The organism is Dyadobacter sp. CY323 (assembly GCF_021390245.1).
Lineage (GTDB): Bacteria > Bacteroidota > Bacteroidia > Cytophagales > Spirosomataceae > Dyadobacter.
Genome location: NZ_JAJUXH010000004.1, coordinates 96,160 through 110,921, shown reverse-complemented (window position 1 = coordinate 110,921; position 14,762 = coordinate 96,160). Strand labels below are relative to the sequence as shown.

The window sequence follows — 14,762 nt, the reverse complement described above, 5'->3', positions numbered from 1 at the left end:
AAAATGAAAACGCAAAGAAGAGATTTTATCAAATCGTTCGGTGCCGGCACCGGGATGTTTTTTATGGACCCGGTTACCATTTATGATCGCGAAGCGGAGGAAAATGCATTCGAGATCAACAAGGATGTTTACAAAAAGAAAAAACTTGAAACCGATTTCCTCATCGCAGGCGGCGGAATGTCCGGCGTGTGCGCTGCGATTGCGGCCGCCAGAAACGGCAGCAAGGTAGTACTCATTCAAAACCGGTCGCGATTGGGCGGAAATGCCAGCAGCGAGATCCGGATGCACATTTCGGGAGCGAGCGCATTGCAGCAGGTATGGCGCGAAACCGGTATCCTGGAAGAACTCGTTTTGACCGAAGCCGTTGAAAATCAGCAGCGATCGTACGAAATGTGGGATTTTGTAATGTATAACAAAGTCATTTCAGAAGAGAATATTACGCTGCTGCTCGACACTACTTTCTGGGACCTGGAAGTCGCTGGCGACGAGATTAAAACTGTCACGGCAATCTGCTCGCAGACAGAGGAATTATTTGAGATAAAAGCAAAATTCTTCGCCGACTGTACCGGCGACGGATCGCTGGGCGCACGTGCCGGAGCTGATTTTATGCGCGGACGCGAGGCTACCAGTCAATGGGGTGAATCACTCGCCGTACAAAAAGCGGATATGAATACCATGGGCAACAGCCTGCTCTTTACTTCCAAAAAGCACGAAAAGCGGATGCCATATACGCCCCCGAAATGGGCGAGGAAATACACGACCAAAGATTTTGTACACCGGAAAATAACGCAATGGGAATATGGCTACTGGTGGCTGGAACTCGGCGGACTGGAAGACATTGTAGGCGACGGACAAAAAATCCGGCACGACTTGCTGGCAACCTTGTTCGGGGTTTGGGATTATATCAAAAATTCAGGAAACCATCCCGAATCGGAGAACTGGGCGCTATCGTGGGTAGGAATGATCCCCGGCAAGCGTGAAAGTCGCAGACTTACCGGCGACTACATTATGAAACAGGATGACATTCAAAACCCGAAATTGTTCCCCGACCGCGTCGCATACGGCGGCTGGCCGCTCGACGATCACCCGCCGGAAGGAATGAACAGTACCGGCATCGAACCTTTCCGGTCCATTAAACTTGCCGGTCCCTATTCGATTCCATTCCGCTCGCTGTACAGCAAGAATATCAAAAACTTATTAATGGCCGGGAGAAATGTGAGCGTGTCGCACGTGGCATTGTCTTCCACCCGCGTAATGGCTACCTGCGCCGCAATGGGTCAGGCGATGGGAACTGCGGTGGCATATTGTAATAAAAACAACATTCTGCCGGCGGCTCTCGGAAATCAGGAACCGCATTTTACGCGGTTGCAGCAAATCCTGCTCCGTCAGGACCAGTCGCTGCTGGGCGTGCAAAACCAGGATGAAAAAGATTTGGCGAGGACTGCGAAAGTGACTGCTTCTTCCGCAACCAAAGACGGAGCGGCGGCAAATGTGATCGACGGGATCAATAGGAATATCAAAGACGGCAAAACGCACCAATGGCAGGCTGAACTGAAAAGCGGCCCGCAGTGGATCGAACTGCAATGGGACAAGCCTACCAAACTGAATTACATCCAGCTCAGTTTCGATACGGGTTTAAACCGTTTTTTAAGGATTTCGCCGGAAGATAGTGTCTACAAAAATCAGGTGCGAGGCCCACAAACGGAGACGGTTTCCGATTATACCATCGAGATCAAGAGCAAAGGAAAAACGGTGAAGACGATCAAAACAGAAGACAATTTTCTGAGGCTGGCAACTCATGATTTTGATGCTCTGGAAGCTGATGCCGTGCGGGTGGTTGTTCAGAAAACGCATGGGGACGCGTTGGCCAGGATCTTTGAGATTAGGTGTTATTTGGATTGAGATTAGTAAAATGTGAGATGTGAGATGTGAGATGTGAGATGTGAGAAGTGAGAAGTTAAATGTGAGATGGGTTTGAGGGGATAAATTAAAATAGATAATGATGAAATATATTCTTACGATTGTTTGCTGGATTACGATTTCAGGGCTTGTTATTGGCCAAAAAAGTGCTTCACCGGTTCTTGTTAATGACCATATTCAGGTGCTTTGGAAAAAGGCGAAAGATGGGTGGCTCGTTGACAAAATACTGCTTAAAAAAGAAGGTAAATGGGTTGAGGGGCTAACTCCTTCCGGCGAGTATACTTTGCTTTATTCCGAAACCAAACCTTCTGAAGAGCCGAAAGAAACATTCCAAAAAATTACCGGGGGTACATTTCCCGAAGAGAATTACCATTACCAGGAGAAACAATGGAAGGAAAGCACCACGGAAGTGTCGCTGAACAAGGCCGGACAGGTTTTTAGTTTTCTCCCAAGTTCTTTTTCAGGTAAGAAAAATGAGCTGGAATTCACCAAAGAAACGGAAGTAGCCACGGTAAAAGCGACCTGGAAACTGGATCCCCAATTCCCGAATGACATTCAGGTAACCATGCGTTTGATACCCAAAAAGAAAGGGTTTTTCTCGCTCGCAACCCCTACCCTGGCGTCCGTTCCAGTCAACCAAATGGCGTGGACGTCGGTTCCAGGCTATTTTCAGGGAAATTTTATGCAGGAAAACTTTGCATTGGCTTATGCTTATGGCCATGGTATTCCCGCCCGTCCGGTCGTTTATCGCGAGCGTTGTGCGACTACGTTAAGTCCATTGGTCAGTACCAAAAACGGCATTACGCTTTCCGTGATTCCCGAGCCGGGACTGGCGCGTGATCCGTGGGCGAAAGATAAGTTTACTCAGATAGACTGGTTGCTCGGACTTTCGCACATGAACAGAAAAGCGCAGCTTTCGCCGACATTGTACCACCCGGTTTTGGGTGAACAAAAATCAGAACGAAATGCGGGTGAGGAGATTAGCTATTCATTTCGGTACAGCCTGATCGCGGGAGACTGGTTTGCTTCGATCAAACATGCGGCGAATGACATTTATAAATTCCACGAAACATTAAGCCTCCGCCAGAGCAAACAAGCACTGACCGACCGCATTGAAAAAATGCACGGTTACCTCACCGATCCGAAAACTTCGCTTTGGAACATTGAAGAGTATGAAGGCAAGCAAATCGGGGCGCAGTCGTACCTCGGCGGTGTGGTGGGCTCGCAGAAAGACGCCATGAAAAACGCCGATTACGGCGCGATGTGGATGCTCGCGAATGCAACGAACGATCCGGAATTGAAGGAAAAAGTATTGCCGCCGGCATTAAACTTCAAACTGGTGCAGCAGGAAACCAAAAAAGGTTTTTTCGACGGCGCCATCGAGGGTCAGTATTATTTGGCTAAAAGCAAAAAATTCGTCGAGGAATGGGGCGAGGTTGTGGAACCTATCGCATTGACTTACTATGTGTTACTAGATATGGGCAACATGCTTTTGTTCGAGCCGGATAACGCGGAATTGAAAGAAAAGCTGCGATTAGGGGCTGACAAATTGCTGAGCTGGCAAAATGCGGACGGCAGCTGGGCAGTAGCTTACGACCGGAAAACCGAGCAGGAAATATTCAAAGATATCAAAGATATAAGACCGACATTCTACGGAATGATCGTGGCCTACCGGCTTTTAAAAGATGAAAAATACCTGAAAGCCGCGCAAAAAGGGGCAGATTGGTTTATCAAAAACGCAGTCGAAACCGGCGCATTCCTGGGTGTTTGCGGCGACGCACGTTACGCCCCGGATTTCGCAACCGGGCAATCGGCCCAGGCACTTTTGGATCTTTATGATTTTACCAAAAACAAAAAATACCAGGATGCCGCGGTTACCTGCGCGAAAATCTACACGACTTCCGTTTACACGCATCCCATTGCGAACCGAAATCCTAAGACTGTAAATGGCGCTAACCTTGAAGATTGGGAGATCAGTCAGACGGGTCTGAGCTTTGAGCATGGCGGCATTTTTGGCTCTGCGACACGCCTGGGCCCCATTCAGCTGGCCAGTCACGCGGGAATGTTCATACGGATGCACCAACTCACGGGGGAGCAAATTTTCGCGGATATGGCGCGATCGGCAGCAATTGGGCGACATGCGTTTGTCGACAGTAAAACCAGCGTCGCATCTTACTATTGGGCTGCCATGAACAAAGGGGCAGGACCTTATCCGCATCACGCATGGTGGCAGATCGGCTGGATCACGGATTATCTGCTTTCAGAAGTTGCCTTACGCTCAAAAGGAAAAATAGAGTTTCCGAGAGGTTTTGTCACTCCAAAAGTAGGCCCGCACCAGACGTATGGCTTTGAGCCGGGAACTGTATTTGGCGAGAAAGCCAAACTGGTGATCCGCGGGGGATTCGTAGCTGGTAATCAACCGACCGTGGATTGCATTCTGGCTGAGAATGCCGCTAAAAATGAAGCATATGTCATTCTGTTGAACAACCGCGCCCAGCCTTCGGAGGGGCAGATCACGTTCAACCCGGAAAAATGGGGTACTGGAAAAAAGATAAAAAACATAGCTAAAACTGCTTCCGGATCAGCTGTAAATTCTCCCTCCTATCAAATTCCAGGATTTGGGATGGAAGTATATACCGTGCGGTTTGAGTAAGTTTTTAGTGAAAAAATTTAGGGTAATCGGTAAAAACATGATTCGCTTACGCATTCGGATTTTCATTCTCTTTTGTGTTTTCACTGGGCAGTTTGCTTTGGCAGGCGGAGTAAAAATGCCTTATTTTTTTAGTGACAACATGGTTTTACAACGTCAGAAGCCCATTCAGCTTTGGGGTACTGCGGCGCCGAAATCTTCATTTACCATTGATTTTAATGGAGAAAAGAAAAAAGTAAAAGCAGAGGCAAATGGCAATTGGAAAGTGACTTTTCCAGCCCGGGAAGCAGGTGGGCCTTATGAGATCCATGTGGTTTCCGACAGTTCATTTTCTTTTAAAAATGTAATGATCGGGGACGTATGGCTGTGTTCCGGACAATCGAATATGGAGTGGCCGGTGAGCAAAGTTTTTAATGCTTCCTATGAACTCAGAAGTGCTGATTTGCCGCAAATCCGGTCTTTTACGGTCGCAAAAGACATTAACACAAATCCCCAAAGCAACACGACCAAAGCTACCTGGCAAACCTGTACACCTGAAAATGCCGCCACTTTTTCAGCAGCCGCCTACTTTTTCGCCAAAGAAATCCATAAAACACAAAACATTCCCATCGGAATTATCCACACTTCCTGGGGAGGTACTCTGATTGAACCCTGGATCGGATTGCAAAGCATGGGTGAGCATCCTGATTTCAAAGAATTAACCAACCCATTCATAGCGAAATACAAGGGTAACAATTCACTCGAAGAGAGCCAGCAGGCTTACGCGGTGAATTCAAAAAACTGGATGGAACAATTTCAGAAAACCGATAGTGGCTTTATTGAAAAATGGCATTCATCTGCCTATAAGCCCATTAATTGGAAAAAACTGGTTGCGCCCGATTATTGGGAAAATCACGGTCTGCCTGATTTTGATGGAATTGTCTGGCTGCGGAAAGAGGTAAATATACCGGCATCCATGGCAGGAAAATCACTCTTGCTCAATCTGGAAACATTAAAAGATCTGGACATTATCTATTTCAATGGGACCGAGGTTGGGCGTGGAACGTGGCAGCCGGGCAGGCGGAGTTACATTGTCCCGAAAGAATTGGTTAAGGAAGGTAAAAACCTCATTTCGATCCGACTTGAAAATCTGTCGGGATTTGGCGGATTTACCAGTCGCGACGCATCGCAGCTTTGGTTGAAAGAATTGGTCGAGTCTGATAATCCGCTGATCATCCCCCTATCGGGCGAGTGGCTTTTCAAAAGCAGCCTGCGAATTGGCTCCTACCCCGCCAAACCAGCTGATCCAGCAGAAAACCGCAGAAATCCGTCGGTAATCTACAATGCGATGATTGCTCCATTTGCCAATCTGGGCTTAAAAGGGTTTCTCTGGTACCAGGGTGAGGCAAATGCTTCTCAGGCGGTCCAATATAAAAAGTTACTTCCGCTGCTCATTTCAGACTGGCGAAAACAATTCAATCAGGGTGAACTCCCATTTATCATCGCGCAGCTATCGGGATTCGGCGCGCTGACCTCAGCGCCGGTGGAATCAAACTGGGCCGAATTGCGCGAGGCACAAATGGCAACACTTTCTGTACCGAAAACCGGACTGGCGGTCACCATCGACGTAGGAAATCCATACGATGTGCACCCGATTTACAAGCAACAGGTTGGTGAGCGAATGGCAGCCGAAGCAAGACGGATCTGTTATGGAGAAAGCAATCTCCAAACCTCCCCATTGTACGAATCCATGAAAATTGAAGGCAACAAGATCCGTTTGAAATTCAAGTATGCAGCGAATGGATTGAAGTCAAAAGAAGGGGATTTGAAAGGATTCGCGATCGCCGGAGAAGACAAAAAGTTTGTGTGGGCGAAAGCCAAAATTGAAGGAAGCGAAGTGATCGTTTGGCAGGATGGCATCGAAAATCCAAAAACCGTGCGGTATGCGTGGGCAAGCAGCCCGGTGGAAAGCAACGGCGCCAATCTTTACAACCAGGCAGGCTTCCCCGCCTCGCCATTTAGAACCGATAACCCTTAATTATGAACAACTCCATCGATACCATTGTCATTCTCGTTTTTTCCGCATTCGTGATGGGCATTGGGATGTTATTTGCGAGAACAGGAAGGAATTTAAAGTCGTTTTTTGCCGGAGGAGAGGCGGTTCCCTGGTTTATCGGGGGACTATCCTTATTCATGAGCTTCTTCTCGGCCGGGACATTTGTAGCCTGGGGATCCATTGCCTACAAACACGGCTGGGTGGCGATTACCATTCAATGGACGATGTGCATCGGCGCATTGATTACCGCACTTTATCTCGCACCAAGATGGAAAAGAACGGGTGCACTCACGGCCGCTGAATTCATTAGGGAGCGACTTGGTTTGCCGGTTCAGAAAACTTACATCTTCATTTTCACGCTGGTTTCGGTTTTTATAAAAGGCTCCGTTTTATACCCGGTGGCCAAGCTAGTAAGTGCCTCACTGGATTTGCCATTAGTGCCTTGTACCATTGGATTAGGGCTTTTTATGATTGCTTATACCGCAGTCGGCGGACTATGGGCGGTGATGGTGACGGACATTCTGCAGTTCGTGGTTTTGTCGGCCGCGGTTTTCATTCTGCTTCCCTTGTCTTTTGATAAAGTCGGCGGCTGGGATGGTTTTACCAAAGCGGTTCCCGATGATTTTTTTAATCTACTCAACGGCGAATACACCATTGGGTTCGTCGCCGCATTCGTCATTTATCACATTTGTTACATTGGCGGCAACTGGACGATGGTACAGCGGTATACCAGCGTCGACAGTGAAAAATCGGCCAAAAAAGTGGCCTGGCTTTTTGCAGGTCTGTACCTCATCAGCCCGGTGATCTGGATGTTTCCGCCGATGATCTATAAAGCGATCAATCCTGCATTAACAGGTTTGGATACCGAAAATGCCTACTTAATGATCTGCAAACTGGTGCTGCCTCCTGGGTTGTTGGGATTAATGCTCACCGGAATGTACTTCTCTACTTCGGCGAGCGCCAATACCGCATTGAATGTCGTTTCGGCGGTTTTCACCAATGACATTTACAAAGGTATGGTCAATCCGAAAGCTACTGACAAGCAACTGATCCGGGTTGCCAGAGGTTCGTCTTGGTTTTTTGGGTTGGGAATGATCGGAATTGCATTGGTAGTACCGGCGGCGGGCGGGATTGTGGAAGTGGTACTGAGTATTTCAGCCATTTCGGGAGGCCCGCTTCTGGCACCTCCGCTTTGGGCGCTGTTTTCCAAAAGACTGACGAGCAGCGTCACATTATGGGTAACCGGCATCGGACTTTCCGTTAACCTCTTTTTCAAAATCCTCGCACCTCTACTACTGGATTTCAAATTGTCCAGAGGAATGGAAACGATTGTTGGTGTGGGGCTTCCATTGCTGCTTTTGCTGGCTTACGAGCTGTGGGCACGATCTAAAGACATTACTGCAAAAGAATATCTGACTTACCTCGAAACCAAAGAACAAAAACGCATTGATGCGCTGGAAATCAATGAGGAAGAGGCGATTGAGGTCAAAAGGCAGAACCGTTTCGGGTTGCAGGTGATCACCGGCGCATTGCTTTTTACAGCAGTAATGCTTTTTGTACTCAGTACCATGACTACTTCGGGAACCGTCGTTACCGCCATTGTCGCCACGGTAGTGCTGTTTTCAGCCGCGATTCCATTTGTTGCTTCCCGGAAGGTTAGTGTTGGCGAGATTTTACCAGTTCAAGAAACACATCCGCGCGGATGACCGATAACCTAGGAAAATCAATGTCTTTAAGAATGTTAAAATGTCGGTCCTCGGAAACCAAATGGTCAGCACTGGCGACGAGTGCGCAATCCGCATATTTATTATCGTCTTCATCATTATGCATTAAACCCCACTCGAAGAATGTCGATTGCAGTGTGCAGTTTTCTAATGAAAGAATGAGTTTGAGGACATTTTCTGCTATTTCTGAAGAAGTTTTTTCACTGATCTTCTCGTGGTATTCAAGTAAAATATCATTGCTTACGACCAACTCAAATTCGCCCGCCCGAAGAGAATCAAAAATTGGACGGTATCTGGATTTTAATGGAAGGGAAATCAGCAAAACGTTTGTATCCAGAACTATTTTCATTTGGAAGTCTTGCTGCGAAGGTGTTCAGACTTCCAGGATTCAATGGTCTGGTCGTTCCAGTCATTTTTCTCCCATAACTGATTCATTTCAGAATCGATTTTTTGGGCAAAATAATCAGCCAGCATTTTACGGATATCTCTCAGCTCGTTTTCAGAAACACTATAAGGATACAGCTTTAACAGTTCGATCTGAAGATTGCTTAGCCGGGTCGGGATTGTTTGAGTCGCTGCCATTACGCTATCTGTTTTTTCAAAAATAACTTAAATCCATTTGAATTCCTTAACGCATTTTATGAACAATAAATTTAGAACGCTACTACTGTTTGTTGCTTGCTGCATCTCCCAAAGCAGCTTTGCGCAATACCATATTAAAGACCCCGGGGCGATATCGCTGAATGGGGACTGGATGTTTGTGCTGGACCCGGCCGAGCTTGGAATTTCAAACCAGTGGTATAAAGAAGGTGTGGCAAAAGCCTCACGACAAGACATCGTAACCGTCCCGCACTGCTTCTCTACGGATTCCCGCTATGAATTTTACACGGGAACAGCCTGGTACCGTAAATTTTTTTCCTGGAAACCTGCCTCGGGGAAACGTGTGATCCTGCATTTTGATGCGGCTTTTTATAAAACCAACGTCTGGCTGAATGGCCAGAAAGTCGGCGACCATGAAGGCGGTTATACGCCATTCAGCTTCGATGTGACTTCGTTGCTGAAAGAGGGTGGTAACGAGCTGGTGGTTGCAGTTAATAACAACACATGGAAAACAAACACCATTCCGGGGGTAAAGGATAATGGAGATGTCAGTGATGCTTTTGTAGGCTGGGTCAACTACGGTGGGCTGATCCGCCCGGTTTACCTCACCATCGAGCCGGAGGTTTATGCTGAAAATATCAAGATCGAAACAACACCCGATCTTGCCAAAAATTCTGCCAGCATTACCGCCAGGGTCCGGGTTAAAAATGCATCTTCCAATGCAGCTACGCCAAAAATTGACTTTACTGTTTTTCAAGATAAAAAACCTGTTTCGTTAAAATGGAAAACAAAATCTGCCAGCATTCCTGCCGGACAAACTGCCGTAATCGAGGCCGAAGCAACCATCCCGGCCGCACAAATGAAACTTTGGGAACTTGACCAGCCTAACCTGTACGAACTCAAAGCCACAGTCGGCTCCGACTCCATCGCCTCTCGCTTTGGCATACGAAAAATCGAAATCCGTGACGCCCAGATCCTGCTCAATGGAAAGCCATTGAAAGTAGGCGGCGGCAATCGTGTGATCGATTATCCGGGTCTGGGTTCCTTGGAGCCGGATTGGCTTGTTGAAAAAGACTTTCGTTTGATGAAGGAGGCGGGCATGGAGTTTCAGCGGCTGACCCATTATACGCCCGGCGAATATTTCTATGACCTGGCGGACCAATATGGGATGCTGATCATTACCGAAGTGGGCAACTGGCAGCTTACCGGAAAGCAAATGGATAATGATTCCATGCGGACTAAATTTAAGTCGCAGTTCAGAGAAATGGCTGAGCGGGATTGGAATCACCCGAGTGTCATGGCGTACAGTGTTGGGAATGAATACCTTTCCGACCAGCCAGGTGGTCAGCGGTGGACGAAAGACATGATCGCATTCGCCAGAGAAGTGGACCCCACCCGCCTCTACACCTTTGCGACCATGCGCCTGAATGCATTGCCTGCGAAGCCAGAAAATGAAGCCAGTCAGTACGTGGATTTTGTATCCACAAATACCTATGGCGGACATGCCAGGTCGCTCGATCATATTCACAAACTTTATCCCGACAAACCTGTATTTATCAGCGAATGGGGCACGCGTTCCGACGGAAACGGGGGCGAGGCATACCAGGCGCAACATATCCGCGAAGTTCTGTCCGAGATCCGGAAAAGACCGTATGTGGCCGGCATTTCCTGGTGGACTTATAATGACTACCGCAGCAAATTGTTTGGTACCAATGTAAATGGCTTCCGCCAATGGGGAATCGTCGGCCCGAACAGGCAACCCCGTCGGGCCTACAAGGTTCACCAGGACGAACTATCGCCTGTAACGATTGAAAAAGTGGGATATCAGTCTGGCGAGCAAGGTGTGAATGTCCTCAAAGTGAAGCTCACGGCCAGACCTGATTTTCCGACGCGAAAACTCTCTGGCTATTATTTAAAAACCGCCTATTCAAAAGTCCTTATCCCCGATCTCAACCCCGGCGAAAGCAAGGAAGTATCCGTTCCGATTCAGGGATTTGAAGGCAGAGCACACATTTCTATTTATAAACCGACTGGTTTCCTGACTACGGAAACTGAATTTGTACTGGAATAATAACAGGTCTGCTGAGACCCGTGAGATAAATACTTGATAAAATGATACGAGAAGAAGCATCTGAAAAAAGAGTACCGAAAACCATTGAATCGGCGACAGACCTGGTGATCGTGGGAGGAGGATTGACTGGTACCTGCGCGGCAATTACCGCAGCCAGGGCAGGTATGAAAGTAACCTTGATCCAGGACCGGCCAGTGCTGGGAGGAAACTGTTCGAGCGAAGTGCGGCTCTGGATCCTCGGGGCTACTTCTCACATGGGAAACAACAACCGGTGGGCCCGGGAAGGCGGCGTAATCGACGAGATTATGCTGGAAAATATCTACCGCAATCCAGACGGCAATCCATTGATCTTCGATACGGTTTTGTTGGAAAAAGTGGTGGAGGAAAAGAACATTACCTTGCTTTTGAACACGGCTGTTTACGATCTGGACAAAAATTCGGAAACCGAATCCATTACGGCAGTTCACGCATTTTGCAGCCAGAACAGTACGAAATACAGCGTTACCGCACCACTTTTTTGCGACGCTTCCGGGGACGGTATTGTCGGCTTTTTGTCCGGCGCGGCATTTCGGATGGGTGCTGAATCGGTTGAGGAATTTGGCGAGAAATTTGCTCCGGACAAAGCGTATGGCGAGTTATTGGGGCATTCTATGTATTTCTATTCCAAAGACATAGGCCGGCCGGTAAAGTTTATCCCGCCTTCTTATGCATTGCAGGATATCAAGGAAATCCCGAGATATAAAACCTTTAACCCGAAAGACTTCGGATGCCGGTTGTGGTGGCTCGAATACGGTGGAAGGCTTGATACGGTTCACGATACGGAAAAGATCAAATGGGAATTATGGAAAGTCGTTTACGGAGCGTGGAATTACATTAAGAACTCCGGCGAATTTCCCGAATCCGAAAATATGACTTTGGAATGGGTAGGAACGATTCCCGGCAAGCGTGAAAGCCGCCGTTTTGAAGGGGACTATCTTTTAAAACAACAGGATATCGTCGAGCAAACATCATTTCACGATACCGTAGGTTTTGGCGGATGGAGCTTGGACCTGCATCCGGCGGATGGTGTTTACAGCGATCAATCGGGTTGTAATCAATGGCATAGCAAAGGAGTGTACAGCATTCCGTACCGTTGTTTTTATTCCAAAAACATCAATAACCTATTTATCGCGGGCCGGATCATCAGTGCTACCCACGTGGCATTTGCGTCAACACGTGTGATGGCGACCAGTGCCATGGGCGGGCAGTCGGTGGCGATTGCGGCTTCCATTGCAAAAAAATACAGCTGCACGCCGCGCGAAGTGGGCGAGCTGCATTTAAAAGAACTTCAACTGGAATTGTGGCGTGCAGGTCAGTATCTGCCTCAAACAAGCATTTCCGATCCGGAAAATTTAGTCGAAAAAGCAGTCTCGATCGACGCCACCTCGACCTTGAAACTGCGGGAGCTGCCTGGATCCGATCACTGGTCTGTTATAAAACATTCGGTTGCTCAAATGCTTCCGGTAAAAGGCAAAATGCCGTCTGTTACGGTTTGGGTGGAAGCATTACAGGATACAGAACTGATTGTCGAGCTGCGTAAAAGCAGCAAAGTTTTCAACCACACGCCGGATGTAACCCTGGAAACAAAATCTTTCAACCTGGAATCTGGAAAGCAGGAAATTACGCTGAACTGGTCTTCTGCATTTGGTGAAGAAGCTTATGCATTCATTTGTTTTATTAAAAATGAAAATATAAAAATCCAGTATAGTGAGAAACGCGTTACCGGGCTGGTAACCGTCTTTAATGCAACAAATCCGGCGGTTTCGAACTACGGAAAACAGGAACCTACCGAAGATCTTGGCGTGGATACGTTCGAATTCTGGTGCCCGCAGCGCAGGCCGGAAGGCCGTAACCTGGCATTCCGACTCAGTGAACCCATTGCACTTTTTGAACCTGAAAACATCCGGAATGGCTTGCACCGGCCCGTTTCGGGACCAAATGCGTGGGTGGCCGATTCAGCGGACAAAAATCCGCAGATCGGCATCCGGTGGAACGAACCCGTCACGATTTCTAAGCTGGATCTCGTCTTTGACACCGATTTTGACCACCCCATGGAAAATGTCATTTATGTTCATCCGGAAACCGTTATGCCATTTTGCGCGACTGAAATTGGCGTTTATAACTGTAATGATGAGCTCGTTGGAAGCATAACAGATAACCACCAAACCAAAAGGACAATCGTATTTGACAAGCCAATAACAACCCAACATTTAAAGGTCCGTGTAACGAATGCCAGCTCGAACGTCCCCGCTTCTCTGATGGAAATCCGTTGCTACTGATTGGCACCCTCCTCTTTTTATTCTTTGAAAACTAACAATTTGATCTTAAATTTGCACCCCTGAGTTACTCTATAATAATAGTATACTACATAGACTTTGAAGGAAGCGGCGGACTTTACACCCTCATCTGAAACGAATTCTTCGCATTGGGAATCTCTTGACGTAGCGTACATCGCAAGTGGTGATCCTGAGGAGGATCGGCGATTGGCGGCGTTGGCCAGGGAAAAAGGTCAGGTGGTGTACCTGCGCGATCTGCCGGAAGAATCAGACATCCGGTTTGTAAATGCTCCACCCGCCCAGGTTCTGCGGCGTGCGACAGTACCCCCTTCCGGAAATAATGCAAAAAAGCCACTAACCTGGGAAACGATTCAGCAGAAGATCTGGGCGGCGACAATCCGGAAAAGGACCAGGACGGAAGTTGCCGTAAACCTGTTTTCTGCCATTGCCTTAATGGTAGTTGGGCATTTGCTTTTTACATTCTTCACCTACGACCGTCTTACCATTCTCTGGAACGACCTCGAACTGAATGAAAATTTCTTCTATTATGTGCTCGGCGGTTTCGTCGCACAGATGATAGATGGCGCTTTAGGAATGGCTTACGGTGTAACTGCGGCCACATTTCTGCTCACACTGGGCGTTCCGCCATCGGCTGTAAGTGCCAGCGTGCATACCTCCGAGATCTTCACGAGTGGGGTTTCGGGGTATATGCATTTGAAATTCGGCAATGTAAACAGCAAGCTTTTCAAGAAGATTTTATTCCCGGGCGTGCTCGGCGCGATCACCGGCGCTTACCTGCTTTCTTCATTCGAACAATATATTTACATAATAAAACCGTTGGTTGCGGTATATACGCTGATTCTGGGAATTCTTATCATTCAGAAAGCGTTGAAGAAGCGTGTCGAAAAACGACCGATCAAGAAAATTGGTTGGTTGGCGATGGCGGGAGGAACCCTCGATTCGATCGGCGGAGGAGGCTGGGGACCGATTGTTACCTCGACATTGATCGCCCGCGGACGTCACCCGAAATACACGATCGGATCGGTGAACCTGGCGGAATTTTTCGTCTCACTGGCAAGCTCGGTCACATTCATCAGCATCATCGGGTTTTCGCACTGGCAGGTCGTTTTGGGTTTGATCTTAGGAGGAATGGTTGCTGCCCCAATCGCAGCAAACCTGTCAAGAAGATTACCGATCAAAACCATGATGATCATGGTGGGGACGATTGTGGTGATTGTGAGTTTGAGGATTATTTATATGGTTGTTTTTAGCTTTTAGCCATTAGCTGTTAGCCATTAGCTGTTAGCTTTTTAGAGCAAGAAAGCAACATACCGACACGATTTTTTATTTATTGAAATTAAAAGGCTAAAAACTAGCGACTTAAATCAAAATTCATTGATTAGGAACCACTAATGATAGGCTAAAAGCTAACGGCTAATAGCTAACA

At 47.6% G+C, this 14,762-nt stretch carries 9 protein-coding genes; 7 read left to right on the top strand and 2 right to left on the bottom strand.

What is annotated here, in order from left to right; translation table 11 throughout:
* Window positions 1-3: 3 nt before the first annotated feature.
* The 4 genes from LZG72_RS09465 (at window position 4) to LZG72_RS09450 (ending at window position 8,311) form a co-directional block, all read left to right on the top strand.
* Complete coding sequence (locus LZG72_RS09465; RefSeq protein ID WP_233870741.1) at window positions 4-1,902, top strand: FAD-dependent oxidoreductase; 1,899 nt, start codon at window positions 4-6, stop codon at window positions 1,900-1,902.
* Window positions 1,903-2,002: 100 nt separating this feature from the next.
* The gene (locus LZG72_RS09460; protein ID WP_233871487.1) at window positions 2,003-4,573 is read left to right on the top strand and encodes a glycerophosphoryl diester phosphodiesterase; all 2,571 of its coding nucleotides are present in this window, start codon (window positions 2,003-2,005) and stop codon (window positions 4,571-4,573) included.
* 115 nt (window positions 4,574-4,688) lie between these two features.
* Window positions 4,689-6,587, top strand: a complete 1,899-nt coding sequence (locus LZG72_RS09455) for a sialate O-acetylesterase (protein WP_233870739.1) — start codon at window positions 4,689-4,691, stop codon at window positions 6,585-6,587.
* Window positions 6,588-6,589: 2 nt separating this feature from the next.
* A complete protein-coding gene (locus tag LZG72_RS09450) occupies window positions 6,590-8,311 on the top strand; it encodes a sodium:solute symporter family protein (protein ID WP_233870737.1) in 1,722 nt (573 codons plus the stop codon).
* On the opposite strand, the gene LZG72_RS09445 is transcribed toward LZG72_RS09450, so the two are convergent.
* Together LZG72_RS09445 and LZG72_RS09440 are read right to left on the bottom strand one after the other, a co-directional pair.
* The gene (locus LZG72_RS09445; RefSeq protein ID WP_233870734.1) at window positions 8,262-8,678 is read right to left on the bottom strand and encodes a putative toxin-antitoxin system toxin component, PIN family; all 417 of its coding nucleotides are present in this window, start codon (window positions 8,676-8,678) and stop codon (window positions 8,262-8,264) included. The two genes, LZG72_RS09450 and LZG72_RS09445, sit on opposite strands and share 50 nt — an antisense overlap.
* Window positions 8,675-8,911 carry a hypothetical protein gene (locus LZG72_RS09440; protein ID WP_233870731.1) on the bottom strand — a complete coding sequence of 79 codons (237 nt, stop codon included), beginning with the start codon at window positions 8,909-8,911 and terminating at the stop codon, window positions 8,675-8,677. The genes LZG72_RS09445 and LZG72_RS09440 overlap by 4 nt, the downstream gene beginning before the upstream one ends.
* A gap of 58 nt (window positions 8,912-8,969) precedes the next feature.
* On the opposite strand from LZG72_RS09440, the gene LZG72_RS09435 reads away from it, so the two are divergent.
* From LZG72_RS09435 to LZG72_RS09425, 3 genes are all read left to right on the top strand, one after another.
* Window positions 8,970-11,000: a glycoside hydrolase family 2 protein gene (locus LZG72_RS09435; RefSeq protein WP_233870728.1), complete on the top strand. Its 2,031-nt coding sequence runs from the start codon at window positions 8,970-8,972 to the stop codon at window positions 10,998-11,000.
* Between the two features lie 41 nt (window positions 11,001-11,041).
* Window positions 11,042-13,318, top strand: a complete 2,277-nt coding sequence (locus tag LZG72_RS09430; protein ID WP_233870725.1) for an FAD-dependent oxidoreductase — start codon at window positions 11,042-11,044, stop codon at window positions 13,316-13,318.
* Window positions 13,319-13,414: 96 nt separating this feature from the next.
* Window positions 13,415-14,593 (top strand): TSUP family transporter, encoded by a 1,179-nt coding sequence (locus LZG72_RS09425; protein ID WP_233870723.1) that lies wholly within the window; start codon window positions 13,415-13,417, stop codon window positions 14,591-14,593.
* The last annotated feature ends 169 nt before the right edge of the window (window positions 14,594-14,762 follow it).